Below are 25,748 nucleotides of genomic sequence, written 5' to 3'. Positions count from 1 at the left end.
GTGCGGGACGGTGCGGCCTGTCCTGAACTGTCCGTTTCCGCTGCCGTGCGGGCCGTCACCTACCGTCAGACGGCGGTCATCGTACGCGTCTGAGCAGCGACGATCGCTCCGGCACCGCCCGGCTAGCGACGGCTGACGGTCAGCAGCGCGCCGTCGCACGGCAGCGTCAGCGAACCGGTGTGCAGGGCGCCCGCGATCATCAGTGCGCCGTCCAGCGGGTCGCCCGCCGCGGGCACCAGGACGGCGTCGGGCAGCAGCCACTCCGCCTGGTCGCGCAGCGGCGCGAGCAGCGGCTCACCCATCCGGAACAGCCCGCCGGCCAGACCCACCTCGACCGCGCCCTCGCCCGGCGGGCGGGCAGCGGCGGCCGACTCCAGGATGTGCTGCGCCGCCTGCCGCAGGATGCCGGACGCCACCGGGTCCTGCGCGGCGCACCGCGCCACGTCGGGCGCGAAGGACGCCAGCACCGCGGGCCGGTCGGCGCGCGGGTAGAGCAGGCCGGGCAGCCCGTCCGGCGGCCCGAACCGCTCCCGCACGCAGGCCAGCAGCGGGTCGGAGCCGCCCGCCCGCCCGTCGTACGCGCGCATCGCGGCGTCCAGGCCCGCGCGGCCGATCCAGGCGCCGCCGCCCGCGTCGCCGAGCAGGTGGCCCCACCCGTCGACGCGCCGCCAGCCGTCGCCGGAGGTGCCCAGGGCGATCAGCCCTGTCCCGGCGGCGACCACCACGCCGGGGCGCAGCCCGAGCGCGCCGGCGTAGGCGGTGACGGCGTCCCCGGCCAGCGCCAGGGCGCGCACCCCGAAGGCCTCGCCGAGCGCGGCGGGCAGTTCGGCGCGCAGGTCGTCGCCGAGCGTGGCCATCCCGGCCGCACCGACGCAGGCCGCCGCCACCGACTCCGCGCCCGCCTCGCGCAGCAGCCCGGACACGAGCGGCAGCACCCGGTCGAGCAGGCTCGCCGCGTCGATGCCGCGCTCGCCGGTCACGGCGGGGCGGTCGGCGGTGACGGGTGCCGGACCGCTTGACCCGTCGGCGCGGGCGACGGCCACCCGTACCCCGGAGCCGCCCGAGTCGACCCCCAGTACCCAGTGCGTCATGCCGGGCTCAGCCGAGACCGCGGGAGTCCTGCTTGAGAGCGGTGTCCACGGTCAGGGCGGAGGCGACGACCATGCTCAGCAGCGGGTCCTGGAGCGGCCGGTGGATCTGCAGGACGTAGTTGTCCGCGGTCGTGAACAGGGTCTTGGCCAGGCCCTCCCACGTCTTGGTGATCCGGGCGATCTCGGTCTCGGTGTGGTCGACGATGGCGAAGTTCCAGGCGCGCCAGTTCTCCGCCTTGATCGCGCCGATCTGCTGGCCGTTGTACATGAAGCCGAAGCGGATCTTGCCGAAGGCGTTCTGCTGGACGATCTCGCCGAGCGGCTCGCCGTTGGCCCGCTGGACCAGGACCTTGGACTTGATGAACTTCGCCGGCCGGGTCAGCACCAGGTGCGGGGTGCCGTGGGCGTCCCGGACCTCCAGCTTGTGGGTCAGGAACTGGTCGACGCTGGAGACGAAGCGCAGCACCTTCTTCGCCGTGCTCTGGCCGACCTCGACGACCGAGCCCAGCGTGTTGCCGTGCTGGTCGAAGACGCTGTACTCGTTGACCAGCTCGATCAGCTTGGCCTTCTGGTTCACCACCAGGACGGGCTCGCTGAACAGCGTGCCGCCGCCGAACCCCGTCGGGGACACGCCGGCCTGCTGCTGCACCTGGTGCTGGACCTTCGCCGGGTCGGGGGTGCGGCTGACATTCAGCTCCCAGGCGTTGCCCCCGCCCTGCTGCTGGGGCACCTGGCCGGGATTCGTGTGCTCGGTCCACTGGGTGCCGTCCCAGTAGCGGAGCAGGTTCGGGGTGCCTTGCGGGTCCGCGTACCAGCCCGCCGGGGTATTCGAATGCGTTGTCACCCGGGCAGAGTACCGTTTTCGGCCGCTCAGGGGAGCTGCCAGTTCACCGGCTCCCCGCCCTGCTGCAGCAGCATCTCGTTCGCGCGGCTGAAGGGGCGGGAGCCGAAGAAGCCGCGGTCGGCCGACATCGGGGACGGGTGTGCCGACTCGATCGCCGGCAGCCGGCCCAGCAGCGGGCGCAGATTGCGGGCGTCACGCCCCCACAGGATCGACACCAGCGGCTTGTCCCGCGCGGCAAGCGCCCTGATCGCCTGCTCGGTGACCTCTTCCCAGCCCTTGCCGCGGTGCGCGGCCGGCCGTCGTGGCGCGGTGGTCAGCGCCCGGTTGAGCAGCAGCACCCCCTGCCGTGTCCACGGAGTGAGGTCGCCGTTGGACGGCCTCGGCACCCCGAGGTCCGCGCCCAGCTCCCGGAAGATGTTCTCCAGGCTGCCGGGCAGCGGGCGAACGTCGGGCGCGACCGAGAAGCTGAGGCCGACCGCGTGGCCGGGCGTCGGGTACGGGTCCTGCCCGACGATGAGGACCTTGACCTCGTCCAGCGGCTGCTGGAAGGCGCGCAGGACGTTCGGTCCGGCCGGCAGGTAGGTGCGGCCCGCGGCGATCTCCGCCCGCAGGAAGTCCCCCATCTCCGCGATTCGGCCTGCCACGGGTTCGAGCGCCTTCGCCCAGCCCGCCTCGACAATCTCGTTCAACGGTCGTGCTGTCACGGTCCGTCACTCTACTGGCTCAACAGGCCTGCCACGGACGGGGATCGGGACGCGAGCCGGCCCGCCCGGCGGTCACACGACGGCCGCCCGCACGCACAGCACGTCGGGCAGATGCGCGGCGACCAGCTCCCAGGTGTCGCCCTGATCGGCGCTGGCGTACACCTCGCCGTTCCGGTTGCCGAAGTAGACGCCGCCGGGGTCGCCGTCGTCGGTCCACAGGGCGTCGCGCAGCACCACGCCGTACGACGGGACCTCGGGCAGGCCGTCGGACAGCGCCGTCCAGCTGCGGCCGGCGTCCTCCGTGCGGTAGACGCGGCAGCGGAAGTCCGGCGGCATCCGGAAGCTGTCGGCGGCCACCGGGAAGACGTAGGCCACATCGCCGCGGCTCTTGTGCGTCGCGACCGCGAAGCCGAACTCCGCGGGCAGCCCGTCCGCGATGCCCTCCCACCGCGCCCCGCCGTCGTCGCTGCGGTAGACGCCGCCGTGGTTCTGCAGATACAGCCGCTCCGGATCGGCCGCGTCCTGGGCGATCTTGTGCACGCACTGGCCGAACTCCGGATAGCGCTGCTCCTCGGGGAGGAAGGTGGCCTGCACCCCGGAGTTGGACGGGGCCCAGCTCGCCCCGCCGTCCTGCGACCGGTAGACGCCGCCGGTCGACACCGCGACCGTGACCCGCTCGGCGTCGGTCGGGTGCGTCACCACCGTGTGCACGGCCTGGCCGCCGAACCCGGCCTCCCACTGCGGGCGCTGCGGGTGCTCCCACAGGCTGCGGACCAGCTCGAAGCTCTCCCCGCCGTCCTGCGAGCGGAAGAGCGCACCGGGCTGCGTACCGGCCCACACCACGTCGGGTGACGCGGGCCCGGCCGGATGCAGCTGCCAGACCCGCTCCAGAGAGGTGCCGGTGTCGGCGGGGAAGCGCACCGCGGGTCTGGACGGCTCCTGCCAGCTCGCGCCGAGGTCGTCGGAGCGGAAGACGGAGGGGCCGAAGTGCGAGCTGTCCGCCCCGACCAGAAGCCTCGGCACGGCACGCCGGGTGTCGATCCCCACCGAGTAGACGGCCTGCATCGGGAAATGCGGCCCGTCCATCTCCCACCGACCGCCGCCGCCCTCCCTGCGGGCGAGGAACAGCCCCTTCTGCGTGCCCACCGCGAGCATCACGTCGTCCATGGCGTGCCGCCTCCGTAGCGTCGATGTGACCGGCACCACAGAGTCTGCACCCGGCCACCGACAACGGCCCGTACGGCGCGGGTCGCCCCAGCTCAGACCGGCGTTGCAGGGGTGGCGGCAGGGGCGGTCCCGGCAGTGCCGGAGGCATCGGAGGCGGTCGTGGCGGCCGCGGGACCGGTGGGCCCGGCGGGCTCCGGCGGGGGGAAGCCCCACTCCCACTCCAGGCCGTAGCGCTGGAACAGCTCGGCCCGCAGCCGGTGCAGCGGCATCGGCGCTCCCGGCAGCAGCATCGCCACCGTCGCGCCCATCAGCAGCGCGCGCAGCAGCCGGTACTCCTCCTCCGCGTTGTCGGCGCCCCAGCAGGTCACGGTTTCCCGGAGCAGCAACGCCAGCCGCTGCTGCTCCGGGCACTGGATGAAGCCCTCCTCCTGGAGGATCGCCGCCATGTGTGTACGCATCAGCGTGGTGTGCCGGACGCTGATGCCGAGCATCCCGTCGATGGCCCGTGCCAGCAGCTGCTGCCCGTCCCCGGTCCGTGGCTCGAATTCCAGCGCCGCGGCCAGCTCGTCGGCCATCAGCCGGTGCACGGCCGACTGCAGCAGTGCCCGCTTGCCGGAGAAGTAATACGAGACCAGGCCTCTGGCCGACCCCGCGCGCCGGGTGATGTCGGCCAGCGTGGTGGCCTCGTAACCGCGCTCCTCCACGAGTTCGACGGTGGCCTGCAGCAGCCGTTCCCGGGAACGCCTGCGCATCGCTTCATTGACCGAAGCGCTCCGAGGGGACATGCTTTACTCCTGCGTTGACTGGCTCCGAGCCAATATACTCAGCGCATCCCGCCGGGCCAGTGCCCGGACGGGGCAGGGAGACGGGCGCCGTCCCGGCGACGCGGGGGATCGCCGGGACGGCGCCCGCCGTCGCATCGGGCGCCGCATCAGGTCAGGGAGTTCAGGCCGGGGCCGAAGGCGATGAGCAGCGGCACCACCGGGACGAGCAGGGCGAACGCACTCATCCGCACCCGGCGCGCCAGCGGCAGCCGCGGGGCGGGGTCCAGCAGCCGGTGCACCCGGCCGGGGAGCCCCGCGAGGGGCGTCGGGGCGGGACCGAAGACCCCGCGCTCCTCGTTCAGCTCCACCAGCGCCAGGGCTGTGGTGAGCCGGCCGACCCGGCGCGAGGCGGTGTCGTCCGCGGCCAGCTCGACCAGGTGGTGCACCTGGTCCCGGAAGGCGGCGAAGACCGGTACCTGCGGGAAGCCGCCCGCGAGCGCGCCCGCGCAGTGCAGCAGCACGTCGTGACGGGCCCGCATGTGGCCCTGCTCGTGCGCCAGCACGGCGTCCAACTGGCGGCCCTTGAGTCGCTGCAGCGCGGTGGTGGTGATCACCAGCTGCGGTTCGGCGCCGGACAGCCACCAGGCGTCCGAGCGCGCGTCCTCCAGGACGACGAGGCGCTCTCCGGGCGGCACGTCCTCGCCCGGCAGCCGGGGTGAGCGCACTCGAAGCTCCGCCCGCCGCCGGCGGCGTCTGCCGCGGGCGCCGCGGACCTCGCGGGTGAGCATGGCGACCGTCCACAGGCCGCCGAGCGCCAGCATCACCGCCAGCGCCGCGGCTCCGCGGCCGTATTCCGACAGCCCGTACGCGTCGACCACGCCGTGCGGCGCGAAGGCGAACACATGGCCGCGTACGGCCGCCCACGCGGCCGAGGCCGTCAGCGCCAGCGCCGAGAGGCAGCACAGCAGCACGGCGGCGACCACGCACTGCCACACCCACAGGGCCAGCACGGGTTCGCGTTCCGGCCACTCGGCACGGGACAGCAGGCGCGGCGCCATCGCCGCCGTCAGTGCGCCCAGTACCAGCAGCACGAACGGGACCGTCATGACGATCACCCTAGGAGCGGGCGGCGGGCCGCGGGGGCGGCCTGCACGCAATGTGACGTATCACTCACGGAACCCCGTCCGTCCCAGGCGTCACAAGGCTCCCGCGCCGCACGCCGGACCGGGCTCACATCGTCAGCAGCATCGCGAACATGCCCATCGCCATCGCCACGCGGCACGCCGCGGCCACCTCCGGGGCGTGCCGCAGGCGTGTCGCACCGCCGGGCGGCGCGGCGGGACCGGCCTCGGCGACCAGCCGGGTGCCCGCGCGCAGCACGTAGCCGGCGAAATAGGCCAGCAGCACTCCCGTCAGCACCGGGGTGCCCATCGCGCCGGCGGCGGCGTGGCCCGCGTGAGCGGAGTGCGCCGGGCCCGCGCCGGCCGTCGCCGCCGCCATGTAGACCATCGCCCCCGCGCACACCGAGTGGTGCATCCGGTGCGCCGTCGCGTGGTGCGCGGAGGGCCGGAGGGCGTACACCGCCGCGCCGGCGAAGACGGCGGCGAGCACCGCGGGGCTCCAGTGCGGCGGCTCGTACACCGAGAGGGGGACGGCCATCAGCGCCATGCCCGTGCCCAGCAGGGCCTCCGTGCGTGCTTCTCGGCGCAGCACGCACGAGAGCGCGGTCGCGGCGCTGAGCGCCACCAGCAACCACGCCACCACCGGCGGTCCGTGCACCGCGTCCACCCCCCCTCGGGCGCCCGCCCGACCCGGCGGCCCACCACCTTCCTGCCCGCGCCCGGCGGCGCACACCCGAGCGCACGGAGGCGTCCGAGGGCGTGGGTCCACCCCTTTCGCGCCGGGGCGCGTGCGCATTGCTCCGCGGGGCGAGCGTTTTTGGGGCGGCGGGGAACTGCGCGGACGGCGCCGCACTCCGCCACGTCCGGAGGGTGCGGTTCGGTCCGCACCGGACCGCCGGCCGGTGAGGTGGTTGCCCGCGCGGTCCCCGCGCCCCTGGAAACGTGCGCCCCGCGGTGCAGCCCGCAGCCCGCAGCCCGAAAGTGCTCGCCCGCGGCGCAGCCGCAACCCGGAAACACGCGCGCGCGGCGCGGCCGTGGCGCCCTCCCCGTCTCGGGGAAAGGGGCCCGGAGCCGTTCGGGGGACCGGCGGGATAGTGTGCGGGGTCATGGACACCGCCGCTTCGCCGAGATTTCGCGCCGCGACCGCGGCAGACGTTCCCGCGCTGGTCGCGCTGATCGAGTCCGCCTACCGCGGGGATGCCAGCCGGGCGGGGTGGACGACGGAGGCGGACATCCTGGACGGTCAGCGCACCGACCCGGAGGGCGTGCTCGCGGTGATCGAGAACGCGAGCAGCCGGCTGGTCGCGGTGGAGCGCGACGGGGAGCTGGTGGCCTGCTGCCAGCTGGAGCACCGCGGGGCGCACGCATACTTCGGGATGTTCGCGGTGCGGCCGTCACTGCAGGGCGGCGGGCTCGGCAAGGTCATCATCGCGGAGGCGGAGCGTTTCGCCCGCGACGAGTGGGGCGTCGCGGAGATGCACATGACGGTGATCTCGGTCCGGGAGGACCTGATCGCCTGGTACGAGCGGCGTGGCTACGAGCGCACCGGGCAGACGAGCCCGTTCCCGTACGGCGACGAGCGGTTCGGCCTGCCGACGCGCGACGACCTCGAGTTCGAGCTGCTCACCAAGAAGCTCTGAGCGGGCGCTGAGCCCCGCCCCGGCCCTGTCAGGCGGCGGGCTCGGCGGGAAGGTCCGTCACGGCGCCGTCCAGGTCCAGGGCGCGGGCGAGCGCCCAGTCCTGCGCGGTGTTCACCGTCCAGGCGATGACCTGGATGCCCGCGGCGTGGCAGCGGCGGACCGTGTCCAGCGTCAGGCGGGTGAGGTCCAGGCTGACCAGGCGCGCCCCGACCGCCTGAGCGCGGGGCACGATGTCCGGGCCGGACCCGCCGGCCACCAGCACCGTCGGTACCTCGGGCAGCAGCGTGCGGATCTCGGCGAGGGCCTCGTCGTGGAAGGAGAGCACGCTCACCCGGCCGGTGGCGCCGCGCTCGCGCAGTGTGCCGGCGAGCGCGCGGGCGGCAGCGATGTCCTTGATCTCGGCCTGGATCGGGCCTCGCACCACGTCGAGCACCTCCTCGAACACCGGCACCCGCTCGCCGAGCCCGGCGTCCAGTGCGCGGATCTCGTCGAGGGTGAGGTCCCGGACGAGCCCGCTGCCGTCCGTGGTGCGGTCCACCCCGGCGTCGTGCATCACCACGAGCGCGCCGTCCTTGCTCAGGTGCAGGTCGAGCTCGACCTGGTCCAGCCCTGCCTGCTCGGCGCGGCGGAAGGACCGCAGCGTGTTCTCCGGCTCGACGCCCATGACCCCGCGGTGACCGACGGTGAGGAAGCTCATGCCCGCAGCCTAGGCCGCCCGGACGGCGCGGGGCCGAACACACCGTGACGACTTTTCGACACCGGAGGAATTCCGGACGGTCAAGGGACGAATAGGGTCATCGGCCGCAGGAAAGGCGATCCTGGAGCCGTTCCGCCGGAGGATCTCCTCCTCGCCCGCTTGAAGCGGGAACATGGTCGCGGATACGGTGTCGGTACGGCAATTTTTCCTGTGGAGGAGCGGTGATGGCTGACATTCTTTCGTCGAGGACGGCACCTGCTCATGGGATATCCGGTGAGGACGTCATCGGGCACCCGGTGTGGACCGAGCTGAAGGAGGCCGTCGAGACCGTCCGGCCCTGGCAGCTCAAGGACGGGTCGATCGACTTCGAGGCCGAGGACGCGCCCTCGCGCACGGACGCGGCGCAGGCCGTGGACCGGGTCGCCGCGGCCGTGGACCGGCTCACCGCCCTGCTCCCGCACGACGCGGCCTACCACCACGCGCTGGCCGCCGACCTGCGCCGCTGGGCCGACGAGGGCTTCGGCGTGCCGGACTTCCTCGATTCGCTGCTGGCGTTCCGGCCCGCCGCCGACCGCACCGACGGCCGCCGCCATGTCGTCGTCTTCCCGATGTACACCCAGAACGGCAACCCGGACCGCAACCTGGAGGCCGTCGCCCTGCGCGTGATGTGGCCGGAGTGGATCGCCGAGCTGGAGCGCACCCGCTACGACAACCCGCAGTTCGTACCGATCGTCTTCGAGGACTTCACGCCGGGCTACGACACCGACTCCGCGGTGCTCTTCCCGGAGACCGTCGCCGTGCGCAAGCCCCCGGCCTCCTGGAGCTGGGGTGCGATCTTCTGCGACCGCGAGGCCGCGCGCTTCCGGGTGGTGACCGAGGCCGCCGTGGACATCCTGGGTCTCGACCTGCCGCCCGAGGCGGCCCGGCTGGTGTCCGACCAGGCGCTCGCGCAGCAGACGTACATGCTCTGGGACATGATCCACGACCGCACCCACAGCCATGGCGACCTGCCCTTCGACCCGTTCATGATCAAGCAGCGGGCGCCGTTCTGGATGTACGGCCTGGAGGAGCTGCGCTGCGACCTGACCAGCTTCCGGGCCGCCGTCGAGCTGCAGGCCGAGGGGCACCCGATGGGTCTGGGCGTGCAGTACGCCATCCTCTTCGACCGGCTCTTCCGCTTCCCGGTCACCGGCGCGCGGGTCCGCAACTACGACGGACTCGGCGGGCAGCTGCTGTTCTCCTACCTGCACAAGCACGACGCCGTACGCTGGACGGACAACACCCTGCACATCGACTGGGAGCGTGCACCGCAGGTCACCAACCAGCTCTGCGAGGAGATCGAGACGCTGTACCGGGACGGCATCGACCGCCCCAAGCTCGTGCACTGGTTCGCCGCGTACGACCTGGTCGCGAGCTACCTCTCGCCGCACCCCGGCTCGGTCTGGGCCAAGGGTCCCGATGCCCTCGACCTGTCTCTTCCTCCGCGCAAGCTGGTGGACGACGTGCTGGCGGACGAGTTTCCGCTCAGCATGTTCTACGAGGCGCTGTCCAGGAAGCTCCGTGACACGATCGCCTCCACCAAGGGGATCACCGGGAGTGGGGCAGGTTTCAAGTTCGAGATAGCCGACACGCAGCAGGCTTGACCCAGGCAAAACAGCCCCACCGCTGACAGTGGGGCTGTTGCTGTTTCATACCTGCTGGCTTGGACCGGAGCATCGGGGCAGCGGTACCCCTCGCGAGGACAGGTGAGCGCTGCCCCCACCAGGAGGCCGCCCGGCGAGGAGGTCGAACCTCCATGGGGGTACTGCTGTTCATCCATTCAAGCGCTACGGCGGGAAGCGCCACCCCGGCGAGTTGATTTCTCGTAGAATCCGAGCACGCCCAGTCGCTCGGTGAACGGATCGCTACGCTATGCCTCAGATTGCTCGTCAAGGTGGCAAGGTTGCGCGGGTTAAGAACCCCGACGCACCACGAATCCCCGGCGGCCTCCGCGCTGCTGAGATGCCCAGAGATGACTTTGAGGACGACGCCATTGTCAAGGGCCTTCTGTTCGACGGTGAGCACCTGATCGGTCGGGACGTTGAGGCCCTGGAAGTAGACGGGTGCGCGTTTGAGAACCTGCGCTTCACCGGTACGAGGCTGGTTCGAAGCCAGATCAGTGACTCACGCATCGTGACCTGCGATTTCGCCGAAGTCTCGGCACAGGACGTCTCGTTCATCCGCTGCACGGTGACCGGCAGCCGAATGACCGGTTCCTCGTGGAAGGCGGGGACCTTCCGGGACGTGACCTTCGAAAACTGCACAATCGCCCCGGCCATGTTCCGCAACACCAAGCTCTACGCGGTGGCTTTCATCGACTGTCGCATGAGTGGAGCCGACTTCCAGTTTGCGGAGATGCACAACGTGAGGTATGTGAACTGCGACCTTACAGGGGGCCAGTTCGGCAACGTGAAAATGGGAACGGTTCGGTTCGAAAACTCGACCCTACTCGATGTGGGCGGAGTGTCGTTTTTCAAGGGTGCAACAGTGCAAGGCCCAGGGTCGATGGAGCTGGCCCTGAGCCTGGCACGCGAAGTTGGCATCAACTTCGAGTAGAGCGAGGTGGCCGCTCAGGCGGCCACCTCCGGCCGGTATCCCGCGAAGGCGGGGTTCGAGATCGTCTCCGCCACGTGGGTGAAGTCGATGCCGGCCGCGAACTCGCACAGCTCGTCCAGGAGCATCGCGCCATAGTCGGTGAACGTGCCCCGGTGCGCCGTGAGGTCGGCGCAGGCGTCCCGCAGCGACTCGGTGTAGAGGTCGATCAGGGTCGTGGCGCCGCGCTGGTGCTGGAGGTACATCAGGGGGACCGTGACGACGGCGGCGTGAAACGCCTTGTCGAGCGGGCGTCGTTGGCCGATCTTGACAGCCGACAGGGCACGGTGCTCGTCGGCCTCCAGCTCGATGGAAGGCAGCTTGAAGCTGCCGTACACGGCGCCACCAACGAACAGGTTGAGGTGCATGCTCTCGTGCACGAGACATTCCATGTACTCGGGCACCCCCCAGTTGGGGCCGGGGCTCATGACCACGACGCCGGGCATCTGCGAGGCGGACCCGCCGCCATCCGCGCCGGAGTTCAGGATGACGATGTCCGTCACGAGCAGCCTGGCCATGCGGAAGAGGCCGGGGCTCGTCTCGTCGAGAAGCCGCATCGCCACGGCGAGGTGGGCCTCCCAGTTCTCGCGCGTCTCCTTGTCGCTAGGCGTTGCTCCGTCGAAGATGTGGCCGAAGATGTTGTGCGTCCGGCAGTGGTCGGCCCACTCGCCATCCTCGAAGGAGATGAGCGGGTAGTTGTCGCTGTTGTGCGCCGCCAGGGGGCGAATGGTGGTGATGGCCCGCCGGTAGGCGACGGGCAGCTCTTCGAGGGTGGGACGCTGGTTGCTCAGCGCGTGCACAAGCCGCGCGGTGTTCTCGTAGGTGTGGCCCAGGTTCATGAAGTGCATGAGGACGCCCTCCTTTTACGTGGCCGGGTGCGCCCCCGAGGTGGGGAGGTCCCACCTCGGGGGCGCGAGGTGTCAGCTACTCAGGCTGGTGCTCAGGCGGTCCAGCCGCCCATCATGCAGACGTTCGCGTCGGTCTGGGACGCGGCGACCCGCGTCTTGATGCCGACCACGACCGCGGTCGAGTCCTGGTTGACGGCGGCCACGAGGTCGCCGAGGGTGCTGTCGGAGATGGCCGGCTCGGTGGCCGGCACCACGGTCTTCACGGGCATGTCGTACCTCTTTCGGGTCGGATGACGTGCACGGATGATTCCCTTTTCGTCCGACCGCCTGACGGCGGCCGTAGCCCCCTCGCCCGGACTCGAACCGGGGTCTTCGCGGAGGCCGGCAGGGGCGGCCTCATGCGTGCTCTTCCTGACTTAGCTACGAAGGGCTGAAGCGAAAGTGGGGCCCTCATAACCCCCCACGGAATAGAGGGCCCCTTCCTCGCTGTGGCGGACAACCACAGCGAGGAGCTATAGGGTTCACTTGTAATTAGACTTTAGTTGCGCAGTACCATTTTGGTCCCCTGGAGGCGTGCGGCCTCACGGGCGCTGCGCATCGGCTGCCCCCACTCGCTGAATTGGGCGGTCATGAATTCCAAGGTGACGCCGTACTCCTTTACGAGCTTCAGCACTGCGGCACCCCCTGCGTATTTAGTGATAATCTCGTCACGATGCTCGCGTACGTATTGACAGCGCGCCGCGCGCTGCTCACGTTCTTCCAGGGTGATGCCTTTGCGCACCTCAACTCCGGCGGCGCGAAGCCACCGGTACACCCACCGGCGTGAGCGGCCGGTACGGGCCGCGAGGTCGCTTACGAGCGCTCCGTCTTCCCACGCGCGCTTGAGGCCAGCCAGGATCACCAACCGATCCGCGTTCCCGTCCTGCGCGTTGGGGGCGACTCGGGCTAGCTCCGCCCAGTCGACGTAAGGTTCTTCTGCCTGTGCAACCCGAGTTGCTAAACCGTCTGTGGCGTGCAATGTCGTTCCTTCGTTCCGATGGGGAGGCCCATCTCGTTTCGAGGACGAGACGGGCCCAACCCGGCGACACGACCAAACCGGTTCCCTATCACTGGGGGACGCCGACGTGGGAGTCACGGGTATGGGGTGTCGCCCCAGACGACGGCAGTGGACCGGAGCGACACCCCTCGGCTCGCCCCTCGGAAGGCGAACCGGCATGTGCCCTCCCACGGCCATGGAATGGGAGAACACCCGATCTCACCCTCCGACGTGAGCACGACTGATGAGATCGGAACCGTGGCCCCCGACCGCGACTCGCGAAGACCGCAGTCGGGGGGCGCCCTCGTTCGTCATAACGGAATGGGGATGACAAACGAGGGCGCTACCCCGGTCTCGCGGGTGATTTCGAGACCGGGGATTGAGGTCGGCCCGGACCCCTTCCCCAAGTGCGCTCGCGGTGTCGTTTCACCTAGGTGAGACAGAGCGCAGCCGCTTGTCCGCCGACAGCAACAGGGTCCGGACCGACAATCGGGGGGTTAGGGGCCTCTCGGGGCGCCGGCCGATAAGTTCTTCGGAGAGGCGGCCAGGGCGATCCAGGTAGCCAATTCGAGAACGCAGAGGGCCAGTCGGCGGAGGTGACCGAGTGCCGCGGCGTCATCTGCGGGCGGCGTCCCTTCGCGCAGGAGGTTGACGGCCGCTTCCCGCATCGGGTGCTCGCATGGCACGTAGCGCATGAGCCCGGCGAGTACCTGAAGCTGAAACAGCGCCAGGCTCTCCGCCTGACCGGGGGTGAGCCTGGAGTCCTCGCCCAGTACAGCTTCACACGAGTCCAAGAGGCCGGCGGAGAGGCAGACGGGGTTGAGTTCGAACAGCAGCGCGTCGAGAACGCGGCTCAGGGTCTCCTCATCAGCACGACACTCGTCAGGGACGAGGGGTGTAAGGGTGTCGGTCATGCGCCGACCGCCTCTCGGCGTTTGGAGCATAACGAGATGATCGCGACATAAGGAGGGTGATAGTCAGTGGGGAGCGGCAACGCCGCCCAGACCAGCTTTCCCCTTGGAGTTACCGGGACAGCTCCCCATTTTCCTTTGGACAGGTCGTCCACGATCAGAAGACCACGGCCGCCCTCGGCCTCCAGGGAGGCCGGTTGGGGCTCAGGGAGACGGTTGTCGAGGTCCCAGACGCCGACCCGGAGCTGGGTGCGCGTGATCCACAAACCCAGGGCATACACCGGAAGGACCTTGGGCTGACCCGGCCTCACCTTGACCAGAGAAACGGGCTGTCTGGCGTGCCGTACTGCGTTGGTGGTCAGCTCGGAGATCACGGTGGAGGCGTCCAGGGACAGCGCCTTGGGCACTTCCCACTCGTTGAACACCTGGCGGGCGTGACGCCGGGCGAACCCGATGGCAGAGGGGGTACACCGTAACTCCAGCTTGCTGAAGTAGCTGCTGGTCTGGCTCATGATCCCCCTCCACAGGCATGTGTAACGGGTGCGACACCGTCAGTTGCGGTGGCGACGCCGATAGCATGGACCCGGAGCGGCCCAAGTTGCAAGTGGTACAACTTGGTTGGTCGAGCATGTTGACTGATTGGCATATTCGTTCGCGTGCAACCCTGGAGGTCAGATGGCGGTCGTACAGCGACCCACGGTCCGCAGGCGGGTCCTTGGGGCGAACCTGCGACGGCTACGGCTGGAAGCTGGCTTGGAGCAGGAGGATGCGGCGGCCCGGTTGGGGTGCAACGCGTCGAAGATCAGCCGGATCGAGAAGGGGGAGTCGGGCATTCGGCAGATCGACCTTCGAGCGCTTCTGGACCTGTACGCCGTTACGGACGTCAAGGCGGTCGACGGTTGGTTGGCCCTTGCCCGGGAGAGCCGTGAGCGTCGCTGGTGGAGGGCGCTCGAAGATCAGCTTCGGGACGACTTCCTTGACCTTGTTGGGCTGGAGGAAGATGTCGCCGACCTCAGGGCCTTCGAGCCGGGACTCGTTCACGGCCTGCTCCAGACCCAGGAGTACGCAGAGGCGGTGATCGCAGCCGGCGAACCTGGCCCGTTGGACGACGAAGCTCAGGCTCGGATCGCCGTCCGGATGGAGCGTCAGAAGGCGATCACGCGCAGCGAGGCCCCGCTCGAAGCGTGGATCATCCTCGGTGAAGCGGCCCTTCGGCAGCAGTGCGGAGGGCCCGACGTCCTGCATCGGCAGCTCCGCCACCTCATGACTCTCTCGGAGGTTCCGAGTGTCACCCTCCAGGTACTACCATTTACAGTCGGAGCGTACCGGGGAGGGCCGTGGTCCTTCAGCATCTACAAATTCCCGGCTCCTGCGAATTTGGAAGTTGTATTGCTGGAGAACCACACGGCACACTCGTACCTGGAGACGCCAGCCGACACGGGCTACTACGGAGCTTGCTTCGACCGGTTGCGTGCCGCAGCGCTGAGCCCGATTGCCTCACAGTCCTTCATCGGGGAAGTTGCCCAGCAGCTTCGCCAGTAGAAAGAGAACTATCCAAATGCGCGAAAACTGGTTCAAGAGCAGCTACAGCGGTCAGAACGGCAACTGCCTGGAGACGCGACTCCGTGACGGGATGGTCGGCTGCCGAGACTCCAAGGACGTAGCTGGGCCGGCACTGAGCTTCGAGGCGGACCAGTGGCAGGACTTCGTGGACGCCGTGAAGACCGGTCACTTCTCCACCCCGGCCGCGTAGCGATCCGCGGTCCGGCTGACCTCTCCGCGGAGAGCCTTCGCCGTGCCGCTGGAGCAACAAGGGTCGCTGCGCCTGCTCCATGCGAATTCGAGGTGCAGCACAAGGGAGGCGCCCCCCGACCGTTGCGGTCGGGGGGCGCAGTGGTCTACCGGTTCTGCTTGGCCTGCTGTTTCATGATCTTCGTCTGCTTCTTCGCTTGCCGCTTCGTGGCCTTCGTGTAGGCCGCGGTGCGCTCCTTGTCGGAGCGGAAGTCGATCAGGCCGAGCGTGCTGATGGACAGCAGTTTGCGTGTCATCCCCATGGTGTCCCCTCCCCGGTGGTGGATCGTGGGCCAGTGTAGAGGGCAACGACGCCCCCGTGAAGGAGACTTCGCAGGTAGGGGCATCCGTGACGCTGTCGCGCCTGCTTGGCCGGCCGCGATTGGAGCTGACCCCGCGCCGGGGATGCGGATCCTCGATTTGTGATCATGGCGTTGCCCCCCGTAACGTAACGGGCACCCGCCAAGAAATCTCGGGCTGACGGTCAGTATCCGCTGATCCGAGAAGCGCAGGGTGTTCCCGAATCGGCTCGTCGGGAGCGGTCAACGTACCGAAAGTTACGGTCATCGCCGATCTGGGGTGGCCAGGGTTTGGCCCCATCTGGGGCACCCTGAGGGCTCTGCCCAGCTTTACCGAGAGACCAACGCCGAGCGAGCCGAGGCGACAGGACTCGACCAAACGACTCCTCTGGAGGGCATTAACGTCACGACAGTGACGGCCGCCTAGGAGTTTGTCATCTGTTCATTCAGGTGGCTGGGTCGAGACTGTCCAACGAGCGTCGGGCGTTCACCAGTCACCGCTACTCCGGAGGAGAAAATCCGGTGACCTGGGGTTACGCATCCCTCATCGCTTTCGCAGTCACGCTCGTGGTGTGGGTGGTGGCCGACCACTTCGGGCGGCCGACCTATGAGGCCCTCACGACGAGCGTCGTGAGCGGGTTCACTGTGCTCGCCTTCTGCGCCGCTCAGATTCCGCACTCCACGGCCGCCGAGAATGCGCATACGCCGTCAACTCGCCAGGCGTCGAGGGTGTACGTGGCGGTGTCCGGCCAGGTCTCTTCGGTGACTTCGGCCAGGCTCCGGAAGCAGGCGCGGTTGTAGGCGAGCCCGCCAGTTGCCCTGGGGGGCGACGGTCACGAGCGAAGTCCCTTTGGCGGCGCATGCGTCTCTCGCTGTCGCAGGGGGCAGCCCTGAGCGGCTGCCCCCTGCCACGTTTACACGCCCGATCCGTCGAGCTGGTCGTAGCCGTCGATGTACTTCTGGCCGTTCAGGTGGGCCGCCAGCTTCCCGACGCCCCGCTCGATCCGGTACGAGACCGCCTGCTGAGTCACTCGCTGGAAGCCGGCGATGACCTCCTGCTCCTGGTCGAGCGCGTACCGCATGAAGACGGCCTGCTTCTCGACGAGGGACAGGGGGCCGGCACCCCACGCGCGGCGCACATCGGCGAGATGAGCGCCGAAGTCGCTGCCCTTTTTCTTGTCGACGTAGCCCCTCGGCATGTCCGCATCCGGAGCCGACTCGTTCTTCATGCCGTACGGGGAGTCCGGGTCCCACATCGCAGTGAGCGTCTTCTCGACGATCGCGCGGGTGTAGCCGGCGGCCACTAGTACCCCTGCGCTTCGAGGGCGGCCTGGTTGACCTCCCAGGACTTCGCCTTGGAGCGGTGCCGAGCCTCGGTCAGGTGGGCGTCTCGCAGCCTCTGACCGATCCACCAGTACAGGGCGCCAGCGCCCGTCTCGTAGGCGCTCCTGGCGGCACTGGGCCTCATCGCGATGGCCAGTAGTGCCTCCTGGTAGGCGTCCTCAACCTCCAGCGTGTTGCCGTACTGGTCGCCCGCCTTTCGGGCGGCCCGGTGGGCGATCCGCTGGACCTCGGGGTCGTACGTCAGGGACCAGTCGGCGGACGCCTGCTCGGCGGTGTCGTGCGCGTTCGTGATCTCGATGATGTTCAGTTCACTACCTCCTTCACGGGCACGCGGCCCTTGCTGGTGACGGCGACGATCAGCCCGGGAGCGCCTTCGGCGCCCTTGGCGTGCCGCCACCAGGTGGACTCGGACTCCATGGACGGGACCTGGATGAAGGTCCGCGGCCCGTCCGCCTCGACGAACTCGTGGTGCAGGTGGCCGGCGAGCAGCACGTCGGCCTGGTGCATGGCCGAGCTGCGTCCGAACGCCTGGCCCTTCCACCACTCGAAGTGCTTGCCAGGTCGGAACTGGTGGCCGTGGGCGTGGGCCACGACCGTGCCCGAGCAGTCGACGACGACCGTCAGCTCGTCCGTGTCGGGCACGTAGAACTCGACGTGCCCGAACCGCTCGGGGTGCAGGTCCGAGGCGTCCTTGACGGCGATCAGCGACTCGGTGTCGTGCGAGTCGTCGTACCGGGTCAGACCCTTGCCCATCAGCCTCACGGCCTCGCCGTGGTTGCCCGGTACCGCGGCCATGGTCAGCCGCTCACACAACGGCGCGAAGAGCAGGAGTGCGTGCAGCATGACCCGGCGCGTGAGGCGGATCTGCTCGGTGAGCGTGAGCTGCGTTCGCCAGGTGTTCGCGCCGCCCTGGCTGACGAACCCCTCGATGTGGTCCCCGAGCCAGGCGACGTGGACGTGGCCGATGTCGAACCGCAGCCGGTACAGGGCCAGCAGCTCGGCCGCCTGATCCAGGCACTCGATCGTGCGCTGAAGCGTGCCGGCGGGCCCGTCCCCGTCCAGCTTGCCGAACTGCATGTCACCGAGCGCCACGATGAAGGTGTGCTCGCCGTCGCGCTCGTCGAGCGGGTGGATGACGGGACTCGCCTTGATCGCGGCCAGGAGCTCGTCGAGCGCCGGCCGCTCGACCGTTGCGACACTTACACACCGGGCGAAGGTGAAGCGCGTGGACACGCCCGTCTCCCCGTTGGCCATCGTCCACTCCGACGAGCGCAGGCCGGTGACCGTCCACTCGGACGGGTCGAGGCCCTGGCCCTGGAGGACTGCGGTGGCCGCGGACTCGTTGTCCTCGAAGGACTCGCCCCGCACGGTGACGTCGGCCTCGTCGCCCTTGACCTCGATCTGCCGGGTGAAGTCCCGCTCGGGGTCGGTCACTCGGGCCGGCACCGCAGGGCCGACCGGCTTGGCCAGCAGCTCGTCAAGCAGCTCGCTCACCGGAGCCTCCTTCCTGCCGGAGTGCCCGGCGGTACGTACGGATGGTGGTGGCGGACACGTCGTGCCCGAAGCGGCGGAGCGTCGCGCTCAGCCAGTCGGCGGACGACTCGCCCAGCAGGTGCGACGCGAAGGCGTCCTGCTCCGCCTCCGTCATCGCCGCGTAGATGTCGTGCAGGGTCGGGCCGGGCTCACCCGGCAGTTCCGCCAGCCTCACTCGGCCTCTTCCGGGTAGAGCAGGGCAACGCCGTGGTCGTACTCGGTGGTGCCGTAGGAGTAGCAGTAATACTCCGACGACCATGCCGCCACCCAGTAGCGACCGGGGATCAGGCCGTCCGTCGCCTTCTCGCCGGCCTCGACGTCAGCGCGATGGAAGAACTCGTCCAGGCCCACCCAGTCCTCGTTGAAGGCCACGTCGCACGCCACCTCGCCCCACTGGTCGAGGCAGTCGTGCATGTGCTCGACGGTGAAGCCGTCGTCCGGGTGCTCCTCGACGACCAGGACGTGGGGCAGCTCGCCGCCCGGCCGCTTGCCCGGGAAGACGATGGGCCGCTCCTCGGGGATCTCGTCCCAGTCGATCTCGAAGTCGAGGGTCACTCGAACACCCCCAGCTCCGAGGCCCAGAACGTCTGGACCAGGTCGAAGGTCTCCTCGCGAGTGAAGCCCTCCTTGCGGAGGGCGGCCCGCAGGTCGCCCAGGATGGACGCGGCCCGCTTCACGTTGCCGAAGACGTCCACGACCTCGTCGTCCTCCTCCTGGACCTCGACTCCCTCCCAGTCCTCCGAGAAGAACTCCTCCTCGGCGCTCACCTGGCACCGTCCGGGCGGGCGGCTTCGTTGAGGGCCACGGCGGCGAGCTGGACGAGGGCGTGGCGCCGCTCGTGCTCGTAGCTGCTCAGCACCTCGAAGGCGTACCCCAGGATCAGGCCGTCGAGCCGGCCGCTCTTGCGGTACTCGTTGCTCCAGGCCGCCGCCCGGCGGTCGTGCCCCTGGCGGAGCTGGTCGTTGATCTCGGTCACCTCGTACTCACCGAGGTTCTTGATCGCGGCCTTCACGTCGGCGATGAGCTGCGTCATCGGATCCGGCCTCCGGCCACCCTTCTTCGGCGCCTGCTCGGTCTCGACGGTCTCGGTTTCCACCACTGTCGGTCCTCCTTCTATGCGGCGAGGGAGAGCACGTGCTCCGCCCCGTGTGCCAGGTAGGTGTCGGTCACGTCGGCCTTCAGGCGCACCGCCTTCGCGGAGCGTAGAGCGCGCGTGATCTTGCCGGTGAGCTCGGCGCCCGCGTCGTCGGGGTCGGCCCAGCTCCATACGCGGCTGAAGCCGGCGAGCATCCGCCTGTGCCGGCCGAACCACATGTTGGCGCCGGGGATGGCGACCGCATGCAGGCCGAGCTTGGTCAGGATGATCGCGTCGAGCTCGCCCTCGGTGACGTGGATCTCTTCGCCTGCGCGGTGGACGGCCCCCACGTTGAACATGCGGGGGATGTCGTCCTTGATCGTGTTGTACTTGCCGTGGAAGTAGTCGCGGTGGTTGTGCTCGACGAGGCACCGGAACCGCACGGTGAGCGGCTGCCCGTCGCGCCCGAGATACGGGATCGCGAGCATGCCGCGGTACTTCTCGTGGCCCGGCGCCGGGTCGGCGACGATCCCCAGCCGGAAGGCCATCGCCTCTTCCCGGCCAATGCCCCGGTTGAGGAGGTACTTCGCGGCCTCCGCGGTGACGTGCCGCTGGTAGGTGGTGACCGCCTCCTCCAGCATCTCCTTCTGGGACGTCGAGAGCGGCGTGAGCGGGTCGTGCTCGGCCAAGCTGTCCTACCTCCTTACTTCCTCTTCCAGGCCGGCACGTAGCCGCCTGCGGCCGGCGTGCGGCCCTTCTTCTGTGCCGCCCGGTGGCCGCCTCCGTATCGACTGGAGTAGCCGTCGTTCCTCTCGACGACCGCCCCCTCTTCGAGGCCGTGATCCTTCGCGTACTGCTTGACCTGGGGGAAGGTCAGCTCCTTGCCGAGCTGCATCGCGTGGTACTTCGCGATCAGCGAGAAGCTGTCCCCGCCGTTCGAGCACGAGTGGCAGTTCCACAGCCCCTCGTCGAGCCGGTAGGAGAACGAGGGCGTCCGGTCCTCATGCAGCGGGCATTTCGCCATGCCGGAGTTGCGCTGGTCGTTGAAGTCCACGTCGAAGTGATGCAGCACCGCGGCGAGCACGGGCTTGCTGTCGGCGCCGGCCGACCCACTGTCGATGCGCGGGAACCTCACGGATGCACCACCCCGTACTCCTCCTCGACGGCGAGGATCATGTCGAGCTCGCACTCCGGGTCCTCGACGTACGCGAAGAACGCCTCCAGGTCGTCGTGCATCTCGTCGAGCTCGGCCTGCGTCTTGCCGCCGCCGATGACCCCGATCACTGAGGCTCCAGGTCGAAGTAGTCCTCGACGGTGGTCAGCACGAACGCCTTGCGCCAGTTCTTGCCACGGCGCTTGACCACGACGATCGACTCGACGTCGTCCAGGTCCAGGCCGCGGTGCTTGGCGAAGTTCAGCCGCTCCCGCTCGGCCTCGCCAATGAACGTGCCCGGCTCGAACTTGGCGTTCTTCGTTTCGACGACGATGAAGTGCCCGCGGCCCTCACGGATGACGTGGTCGCCCTCGTCCTCGGCGCCGGCCAGGCGCAGGCGCTCGATGTCGAAGCCCTCCTCGCGCATGCCGTTCGCGAACTCGATCTCCCAGTCCGCGCCCTTGCGCTTGTTGTGCTGGTTCCGTGCAGCAATGCTGTTGCTCAACTTACACACCTCCTCTTAGCTGAGTGCGACCTTCGACGGGGTCCACTCCTGCGTCGGCGCCGCCTTGGCGGCCTGGATGATCTCGCGCTTCTCGGCCTTCTTGAAGCGGGTGTATTCGGGCTCGCAGATCATCGTGGCGTAGCGGCCGGCAGTCGGATCGGACGGACCCATGCGCTGCTTGATGCACGCCACGTTGTAGGCCATCGACGTCGGGTCGAGAGCCACAGACAACGCGAGCTCGGGCTTCTCGGAGAGACCGCCCTTCACCTGGTCCCGACTCGGCGGGGACCAGGGCGAGGTCTTGGCCTCCCACGCCTTGTCGCTTGCGTGGTGCAGGATGATCACCGTCGCGCCCGTGTGACGGGCCAGCTCGGTGCAGCCCTGCATCACGGCCATCTGCTCGGTGTAATCGCTCTCCGCGTTTTCGAAGTCCATGAGGTTGTCGAAGACCAGGACGCTCGGATAGGCCTCCCACAGCTCGACAAACCCCTCCATCTCCTCGTCGACCGCGCGCCAGGAGATCGGCGAGCCGAAGCTGAAGGTGATGTTCAGGCCGTCCAGCGCGTCGATGTAGCCCTGTCGGTACTTGCCGCCCTCCGCCATGCCCGCCTCGACCATCGTCGAGGTGTCCCGCGTCATCATCGACGCGAGCCGCGAGGACGCCGTGAAGGCGCTCATGTCTGCGCTGAAGTACAGGGTCGGCAGGTTCATCTGCGCCACCCAGAACAAGGCGAAGCCTGACTTCTGTGTGCCCGAGCGGCCGGCGATCATCACGACCTCGCCGTGCCGGGGACGGACGCCCATCGCGTACAGGTCGTCGAACGCTTCGACGCGGGGGAGTTCGCGGCCGGCCTCGGCGTTCTGGGCGAGTGCCCTACCGGGGGTCAGCATGCGGTAGCCCCCTCCCAACTCGGCCTCATCGAGACCTCCTCTCTGCCCGCTGGCGCGGGCTCATGTGCCTCCTCTCGTCGTCACGCACGGCAAGCGCCGTGCTACATTCATAGTGCGAGCACGTTCGGAGAGGCCCCCCAGATGGGGGGTTGTGACGTGCAGACGTGTCCAGCGACCTGGGGCCAGTGGCCTTGAGGTGTGGTTAGCCCGCACGACCCAGCAACACCCTGGTCCTTACGCGACCGCAACGAACCGTCATTGACGGCGCACGGCAAGCGGGCACCGTGCGACAACAGGCATCCGCCTGTCGTTGCGGGCGCCTGCTCGGCACCCGTTTCGCGGGCAGTCGAGCGAAGGATGGAACGTGTGGTCTTGGGTCGGACACTTTCTCGTGACAGCGCCGTGGGTAATCGCGCTGATTGTCGCAATACCAGCCGCTGTTGTGCTCGTGTCCTTTCGGGATACGACCCCGGAGCAGCGCGCAGACATGATCAAGGCTTGGGCAGACGTCTTCCGGGGTGGCCGGCGGGACTAGTCGTCGAAGCCGGGGGCGTCCGCCAGTGCCGCCTCCGCGGCGGCCTCGCGCTTGGTGGCGTACTCGACCACGGCGTTGCGGACCGCGGCGTCGGTCACCGGGCGCCAGACCCACGCCGGCTTCTGGCCGGGCTTGGTCGGGGCCGTCTGGTCGAGCTTGGCGATGGTCGCGCCGCCGACGATCGTCTGGAGGTCACGGGCGAGGATGGTCTGCTCGATCCTCTGGCCCTTGGTCACCTCGGGGGTGCCGGCCGCGAGCGAGGCCGCGTCCTTGAACACGGTCACGTCGCACAGGGCCGAGTCCTTCGGGCCGTTCGGGGTGGGGCGCTGGCGCTCGAAGCTGTGGACCTCGATGAGGATGGCCGCCGCGTCCTTGTTGTCCGCGGGCTTGAACCAGCCGCCGCCCTGGACCGGGATGTCGATGAGGTTGAGAGCCACTGTGTCTGATCTCCTTCGTTCGTTGCCCGCTCGGGCAGTTACGGGGTGATTACTTGTGGGTGATGCAGCGGGCCGGCATGTCGCCGGCCTTTCCGAACCGCCACGCCTCGCAGGGCGCAGAGGTCCAAGTCCAGATGGACGCGGCGACCAGGACGATCACCGCGATGACGAGGAGGATGTCCCCGGTCTTACTCGGGGACCGGTTCACGCGGCAGCCGCCTGGAGCGCCTTGCCCTTCGCCTTCCAGGCCGCCATCACAGAGGCGTCCGCGAAGAAGCTCTGGTTCTCGGCCCACAGCTTCTTCAGGCCGTCGACCGTGGTCTGCTTCTCGATCTCGCCGAGGATCCAGGCGTTCGGATTCACGGCCGGCTGCTCTGCGACACTTACACTGCTGGACGTGTTGGCCGCGGTCGCCCACGGGTCGCCAGCCGGCTGCGCCGGCTCACTGGCCGTCTCCTCGACGACCGTGGCGCCGAGCGACGTGGCGATCAGGCCCTTGCCGTGCGCGATCTGCGTCGCGTTGACGACGACGCTGCTCAGGCTGAGCCCGACCTGCGTGGCGGGGTCCATGCCGAAGTAGTCCATGATGTCGGCCCTGACCTCCGGGGTCGCTCCCTCGAAGACCGCCCAGGTGTCGTCGTAGCCCTTGCCGTACTTGATCGTGATCTTCACGCGGTGTTGTGCTCCTCTCTCGCGGTGACGTTGTTCAACTTACACACATTGTGCAAGTGCGTCAAGCTCGGATCATGTGGCCTGCGTCACGAAAGGTGTCAGCGCCCCCTTCGTCGACCGTGCTTCCCGGATGGTGAGGGCAAGCTGCGCCAGGGACCACCCGATCCGCAGGTTCGCCCAGTACAAGTTGCACACCCCCTGCCCTTGCGGCAAGTGGACGATGATGCCCCAGTCCTGGTTGACGGGAGGCAGTGACGAGTAAGCCTGCTCGGCCTCCTCGGCGGTGAACTCCTGCTTCTTCCAGGCCGCGAACGCCTTCTTGTCGTCCTTGCTCGGCGCGGGGAATCTGGTGTGGTCGTACAGCACGCCACGCGAATAGGTCGCGAGCTGACTGGCCATCTTGAGTCGGCCGTACTCGATGCTGCCAGTCTTCGTGTCGGTAATGAAGTTGCCCTCGATCGGCTTGCCGTCCGGGCCGGGCCCCTCGTAGCGCGACAGTCGGTCGAACGTACCGCCCACCGACAGCTCGGGCACGATGACGAACTGCTCGACAGCCACAACCGTCAGCGCGCTGGTGGCCATCATGTATGCGGCCATGTCGTCGAGGTCGGCTCCCGAGACGGTCCGGGGCAGCGGCTCGCCGCGGTCGGCGTACTCGCTCAGGTCGTGCAGGTAAGTGCCCTTGCGGGACTTCTCGTTGGCGCCGGCTGCGTCCTCCGCCTGCTCGGCAAGGGCGTTGAGCCGCTTCTTGTCGGCCGGGTCCTCTGGGTCCAACTCCAGGGCCGTGGCCGCCAGGTCGGGCCGCTTCGCGACGCCGATCAGGACGTTACGTGCCTTCCAGTCGACGATGTTCGACTTGTCCTCGATGCAGTCGATGAACGTCGTCGTGCGGGTGTGCCCCTTGGGCTTGCCGCCGCCACGTGGGACGACCAGGGGTCGGCCCCAGCCGTCGCGCGGAACAGCCATGTTGGGGTGCAGGGGCTTGGCCTGCGGCAGTTCCATCAGGTTCAGGGTCACGCAACCACCGCCAGCTCCGGCACGCATGCCGGCCTCGGGCACAGGTAGATGCGGATCGTCTCGTCATCCACGAACTCGGGGTCTCCTTCGCTGTCGTCCAGCAGTTCAAGGTTGTATTGCGAGGCCATCAGAAGTACCGACCTCATGAGGTGGGCGCTGTAGCCTTCCTTGGCGTCGATGTAGAAGTTGTACTCCTCCTCGTCTACCACGAGCTGGATCAGTCCGTCAGGAGAGGTGTACGCACCCTTCCATCCTCCCGGTGCGAAAGAAGGGCCGCCCCCCAGGCGATGGACCATCTACGACCTCCTTGTGTGTAAGTGTAGCCGGACGTTCATCCTTCATGAGCCGTCAAGGGCTGTCAAGGGCTACGCTCACACTTTGTTCACGAAGCTTCACAAGACCTCCACGACTCGACAGTTCGACCCGCAATCCGGGCAGAAGGTTGCATCGCGCAGGTAATAAAGTTGAGGATGTGACTGTGTGGACCCTACTCTTGGGCAACGACAGGGCCCCCCACACTACGGATGTGGGGGGCCCTGTTCTGCGCCTGACCTGCGATCATCTTCAGTCTTCGTTGTCCATCGCCTTGTCTGCGTTCGGGCGTGCAGTCTTCTCCTTGGGTCGATGAATGAGGTCATCCCCGGGCTGGCGAGGCACCAGAAAAAAGCCCTCCTCCGTGTCGGGGTCGTAGTGCACTACAGCCTCGGCCTCGTCCAGCATCTGCAACCAGGAGGCCAGGCGACCGGCGTCGTCAGCCGTGAGTTCCTTGCCGGCCCGGCGGCGAGCCTCCACTCGAAGCATCACCAGCGGATAGATCCAGCGGTGCTCCGGCTTCACGGCCCAGGGGATGAGGTCGTCGTCGCGCACGATCCGCCGTTCCAGACGCTTCCGGCGGCGGTAATTCCCCCACATTGAAGGGGAGGTCTCTATGTTGTAGAGCTCAAGGTACTTTTCGACCATCTGCTGGTATGTCAAGCCTTCTTCAAACCAGCGGTCGACCTCGGTCTCATTCTGGATCTTGCGCTTGCCCATGTTCCTCCTT

37 protein-coding genes are annotated in these 25,748 nt (G+C 68.6%); 6 read left to right on the top strand and 31 right to left on the bottom strand.

Annotated features, from left to right (window positions below):
• Positions 1–122: 122 nt before the first annotated feature.
• The 7 genes from IH54_RS0106760 to IH54_RS0106730 form a co-directional block, all read right to left on the bottom strand.
• On the bottom strand, positions 123–1,091 hold the full coding sequence (locus IH54_RS0106760) for an N-acetylglucosamine kinase (RefSeq protein ID WP_031513796.1): 969 nt from the start codon (positions 1,089–1,091) through the stop codon (positions 123–125).
• A gap of 7 nt (positions 1,092–1,098) precedes the next feature.
• On the bottom strand, positions 1,099–1,935 hold the full coding sequence (locus tag IH54_RS0106755) for a phospholipid scramblase-related protein (protein ID WP_031513794.1): 837 nt from the start codon (positions 1,933–1,935) through the stop codon (positions 1,099–1,101).
• Positions 1,936–1,961: 26 nt separating this feature from the next.
• The gene (locus tag IH54_RS0106750) at positions 1,962–2,639 is read right to left on the bottom strand and encodes a uracil-DNA glycosylase (RefSeq protein ID WP_031513792.1); all 678 of its coding nucleotides are present in this window, start codon (positions 2,637–2,639) and stop codon (positions 1,962–1,964) included.
• A 72-nt stretch (positions 2,640–2,711) separates the two neighbouring features.
• A complete protein-coding gene (locus IH54_RS0106745; RefSeq protein ID WP_031513789.1) occupies positions 2,712–3,806 on the bottom strand; it encodes a WD40/YVTN/BNR-like repeat-containing protein in 1,095 nt (364 codons plus the stop codon).
• A gap of 92 nt (positions 3,807–3,898) precedes the next feature.
• Positions 3,899–4,591, bottom strand: coding sequence for a TetR/AcrR family transcriptional regulator (locus IH54_RS0106740; RefSeq protein ID WP_052397146.1), 693 nt, complete (start codon positions 4,589–4,591; stop codon positions 3,899–3,901).
• A gap of 146 nt (positions 4,592–4,737) precedes the next feature.
• Positions 4,738–5,676: a M56 family metallopeptidase gene (locus IH54_RS0106735; protein ID WP_031513785.1), complete on the bottom strand. Its 939-nt coding sequence runs from the start codon at positions 5,674–5,676 to the stop codon at positions 4,738–4,740.
• 124 nt (positions 5,677–5,800) lie between these two features.
• Positions 5,801–6,349 carry a DUF5134 domain-containing protein gene (locus IH54_RS0106730; protein WP_031513783.1) on the bottom strand — a complete coding sequence of 183 codons (549 nt, stop codon included), beginning with the start codon at positions 6,347–6,349 and terminating at the stop codon, positions 5,801–5,803.
• Between the two features lie 448 nt (positions 6,350–6,797).
• On the opposite strand from IH54_RS0106730, the gene IH54_RS0106725 reads away from it, so the two are divergent.
• On the top strand, positions 6,798–7,331 hold the full coding sequence (locus IH54_RS0106725; protein ID WP_031513781.1) for a GNAT family N-acetyltransferase: 534 nt from the start codon (positions 6,798–6,800) through the stop codon (positions 7,329–7,331).
• A gap of 28 nt (positions 7,332–7,359) precedes the next feature.
• Here the strand turns inward: IH54_RS0106725 and IH54_RS0106720 are convergent, their stop codons facing one another.
• The gene (locus IH54_RS0106720; protein ID WP_078861984.1) at positions 7,360–8,028 is read right to left on the bottom strand and encodes a glycerophosphodiester phosphodiesterase; all 669 of its coding nucleotides are present in this window, start codon (positions 8,026–8,028) and stop codon (positions 7,360–7,362) included.
• Between the two features lie 224 nt (positions 8,029–8,252).
• Between IH54_RS0106720 and IH54_RS0106715 the strand changes: the two genes are divergently transcribed.
• Both IH54_RS0106715 and IH54_RS0106710 read left to right on the top strand, forming a co-directional pair.
• A complete protein-coding gene (locus IH54_RS0106715; protein ID WP_052397145.1) occupies positions 8,253–9,671 on the top strand; it encodes a DUF6421 family protein in 1,419 nt (472 codons plus the stop codon).
• Positions 9,672–9,939: 268 nt separating this feature from the next.
• On the top strand, positions 9,940–10,623 hold the full coding sequence (locus IH54_RS0106710; RefSeq protein WP_031513773.1) for a pentapeptide repeat-containing protein: 684 nt from the start codon (positions 9,940–9,942) through the stop codon (positions 10,621–10,623).
• Positions 10,624–10,637: 14 nt separating this feature from the next.
• Here IH54_RS0106710 and IH54_RS0106705 read toward each other — a convergent pair whose 3' ends face one another.
• The 5 genes from IH54_RS0106705 to IH54_RS0106685 form a co-directional block, all read right to left on the bottom strand.
• Positions 10,638–11,507 carry an aKG-HExxH-type peptide beta-hydroxylase gene (locus tag IH54_RS0106705; RefSeq protein ID WP_031513771.1) on the bottom strand — a complete coding sequence of 290 codons (870 nt, stop codon included), beginning with the start codon at positions 11,505–11,507 and terminating at the stop codon, positions 10,638–10,640.
• Positions 11,508–11,599: 92 nt separating this feature from the next.
• Positions 11,600–11,776: a hypothetical protein gene (locus IH54_RS45355; protein WP_159011697.1), complete on the bottom strand. Its 177-nt coding sequence runs from the start codon at positions 11,774–11,776 to the stop codon at positions 11,600–11,602.
• Between the two features lie 269 nt (positions 11,777–12,045).
• Positions 12,046–12,525 carry a helix-turn-helix domain-containing protein gene (locus IH54_RS45350; protein ID WP_159011695.1) on the bottom strand — a complete coding sequence of 160 codons (480 nt, stop codon included), beginning with the start codon at positions 12,523–12,525 and terminating at the stop codon, positions 12,046–12,048.
• Positions 12,526–13,040: 515 nt separating this feature from the next.
• Complete coding sequence (locus IH54_RS0106690) at positions 13,041–13,457, bottom strand: hypothetical protein (RefSeq protein WP_031513769.1); 417 nt, start codon at positions 13,455–13,457, stop codon at positions 13,041–13,043.
• The gene (locus IH54_RS0106685) at positions 13,454–13,966 is read right to left on the bottom strand and encodes an ATP-binding protein (protein ID WP_052397144.1); all 513 of its coding nucleotides are present in this window, start codon (positions 13,964–13,966) and stop codon (positions 13,454–13,456) included. The genes IH54_RS0106690 and IH54_RS0106685 overlap by 4 nt, the downstream gene beginning before the upstream one ends.
• Positions 13,967–14,129: 163 nt before the next feature.
• Between IH54_RS0106685 and IH54_RS0106680 the strand changes: the two genes are divergently transcribed.
• On the top strand, positions 14,130–14,996 hold the full coding sequence (locus IH54_RS0106680; RefSeq protein WP_031513764.1) for a helix-turn-helix domain-containing protein: 867 nt from the start codon (positions 14,130–14,132) through the stop codon (positions 14,994–14,996).
• Positions 14,997–15,012: 16 nt separating this feature from the next.
• Positions 15,013–15,207 (top strand): DUF397 domain-containing protein, encoded by a 195-nt coding sequence (locus IH54_RS0106675; protein WP_031513761.1) that lies wholly within the window; start codon positions 15,013–15,015, stop codon positions 15,205–15,207.
• 145 nt (positions 15,208–15,352) lie between these two features.
• Here IH54_RS0106675 and IH54_RS45345 read toward each other — a convergent pair whose 3' ends face one another.
• On the bottom strand, positions 15,353–15,508 hold the full coding sequence (locus IH54_RS45345) for a hypothetical protein (RefSeq protein ID WP_159011693.1): 156 nt from the start codon (positions 15,506–15,508) through the stop codon (positions 15,353–15,355).
• A 558-nt stretch (positions 15,509–16,066) separates the two neighbouring features.
• Here IH54_RS45345 and IH54_RS0106665 point away from each other — a divergent pair.
• Complete coding sequence (locus IH54_RS0106665; protein ID WP_031513758.1) at positions 16,067–16,345, top strand: hypothetical protein; 279 nt, start codon at positions 16,067–16,069, stop codon at positions 16,343–16,345.
• Positions 16,346–16,458: 113 nt separating this feature from the next.
• On the opposite strand, the gene IH54_RS0106660 is transcribed toward IH54_RS0106665, so the two are convergent.
• From IH54_RS0106660 to IH54_RS0106575, 17 genes are all read right to left on the bottom strand, one after another.
• Entirely contained in the window at positions 16,459–16,848 is a 390-nt protein-coding gene (locus IH54_RS0106660; protein WP_031513756.1) for a hypothetical protein, read from the bottom strand.
• Entirely contained in the window at positions 16,848–17,285 is a 438-nt protein-coding gene (locus tag IH54_RS0106655) for a hypothetical protein (RefSeq protein ID WP_199923340.1), read from the bottom strand. Before IH54_RS0106655 ends, IH54_RS0106660 begins: the two co-directional genes overlap by 1 nt.
• The gene (locus tag IH54_RS0106650) at positions 17,192–18,382 is read right to left on the bottom strand and encodes a hypothetical protein (protein WP_031513752.1); all 1,191 of its coding nucleotides are present in this window, start codon (positions 18,380–18,382) and stop codon (positions 17,192–17,194) included. Before IH54_RS0106650 ends, IH54_RS0106655 begins: the two co-directional genes overlap by 94 nt.
• Positions 18,366–18,596, bottom strand: a complete 231-nt coding sequence (locus tag IH54_RS0106645; RefSeq protein ID WP_052397143.1) for a hypothetical protein — start codon at positions 18,594–18,596, stop codon at positions 18,366–18,368. The genes IH54_RS0106650 and IH54_RS0106645 overlap by 17 nt, the downstream gene beginning before the upstream one ends.
• A complete protein-coding gene (locus IH54_RS0106640; protein ID WP_031513748.1) occupies positions 18,593–18,976 on the bottom strand; it encodes a hypothetical protein in 384 nt (127 codons plus the stop codon). Before IH54_RS0106640 ends, IH54_RS0106645 begins: the two co-directional genes overlap by 4 nt.
• Entirely contained in the window at positions 18,973–19,188 is a 216-nt protein-coding gene (locus IH54_RS45340; protein ID WP_031513746.1) for a DUF7187 family protein, read from the bottom strand. The genes IH54_RS0106640 and IH54_RS45340 overlap by 4 nt, the downstream gene beginning before the upstream one ends.
• Entirely contained in the window at positions 19,185–19,517 is a 333-nt protein-coding gene (locus tag IH54_RS0106630; protein WP_031513743.1) for a hypothetical protein, read from the bottom strand. Before IH54_RS0106630 ends, IH54_RS45340 begins: the two co-directional genes overlap by 4 nt.
• Before the next feature lie 17 nt (positions 19,518–19,534).
• Positions 19,535–20,185 (bottom strand): toprim domain-containing protein, encoded by a 651-nt coding sequence (locus IH54_RS0106625; RefSeq protein WP_031513742.1) that lies wholly within the window; start codon positions 20,183–20,185, stop codon positions 19,535–19,537.
• 14 nt (positions 20,186–20,199) lie between these two features.
• The gene (locus tag IH54_RS0106620) at positions 20,200–20,631 is read right to left on the bottom strand and encodes a CHC2 zinc finger domain-containing protein (protein WP_031513740.1); all 432 of its coding nucleotides are present in this window, start codon (positions 20,629–20,631) and stop codon (positions 20,200–20,202) included.
• A complete protein-coding gene (locus IH54_RS46085; RefSeq protein WP_199923339.1) occupies positions 20,628–20,780 on the bottom strand; it encodes a DUF7215 family protein in 153 nt (50 codons plus the stop codon). The genes IH54_RS0106620 and IH54_RS46085 overlap by 4 nt, the downstream gene beginning before the upstream one ends.
• Positions 20,777–21,154, bottom strand: coding sequence for a hypothetical protein (locus tag IH54_RS0106610; RefSeq protein WP_031513738.1), 378 nt, complete (start codon positions 21,152–21,154; stop codon positions 20,777–20,779). The genes IH54_RS46085 and IH54_RS0106610 overlap by 4 nt, the downstream gene beginning before the upstream one ends.
• Before the next feature lie 15 nt (positions 21,155–21,169).
• A complete protein-coding gene (locus IH54_RS0106605; RefSeq protein ID WP_031513736.1) occupies positions 21,170–22,045 on the bottom strand; it encodes an AAA family ATPase in 876 nt (291 codons plus the stop codon).
• Positions 22,046–22,576: 531 nt separating this feature from the next.
• Complete coding sequence (locus IH54_RS0106600; protein ID WP_031513734.1) at positions 22,577–23,017, bottom strand: hypothetical protein; 441 nt, start codon at positions 23,015–23,017, stop codon at positions 22,577–22,579.
• A gap of 204 nt (positions 23,018–23,221) precedes the next feature.
• Positions 23,222–23,689, bottom strand: coding sequence for a hypothetical protein (locus IH54_RS0106590; RefSeq protein WP_031513732.1), 468 nt, complete (start codon positions 23,687–23,689; stop codon positions 23,222–23,224).
• 72 nt (positions 23,690–23,761) lie between these two features.
• Complete coding sequence (locus tag IH54_RS0106585) at positions 23,762–24,706, bottom strand: hypothetical protein (RefSeq protein WP_031513730.1); 945 nt, start codon at positions 24,704–24,706, stop codon at positions 23,762–23,764.
• A complete protein-coding gene (locus IH54_RS0106580) occupies positions 24,703–25,002 on the bottom strand; it encodes a hypothetical protein (RefSeq protein ID WP_159011691.1) in 300 nt (99 codons plus the stop codon). The genes IH54_RS0106585 and IH54_RS0106580 overlap by 4 nt, the downstream gene beginning before the upstream one ends.
• A 268-nt stretch (positions 25,003–25,270) precedes the next feature.
• Complete coding sequence (locus IH54_RS0106575) at positions 25,271–25,738, bottom strand: hypothetical protein (RefSeq protein WP_031513728.1); 468 nt, start codon at positions 25,736–25,738, stop codon at positions 25,271–25,273.
• Positions 25,739–25,748: the final 10 nt, after the last annotated feature.

Source organism: Streptomyces sp. NRRL F-5123 (genome assembly GCF_000721495.1).
Lineage (GTDB): Bacteria > Actinomycetota > Actinomycetes > Streptomycetales > Streptomycetaceae > Actinacidiphila.
Note: the sequence above shows the minus strand (reverse complement) of the source record. Positions and strands in the feature narration are given on the sequence as shown.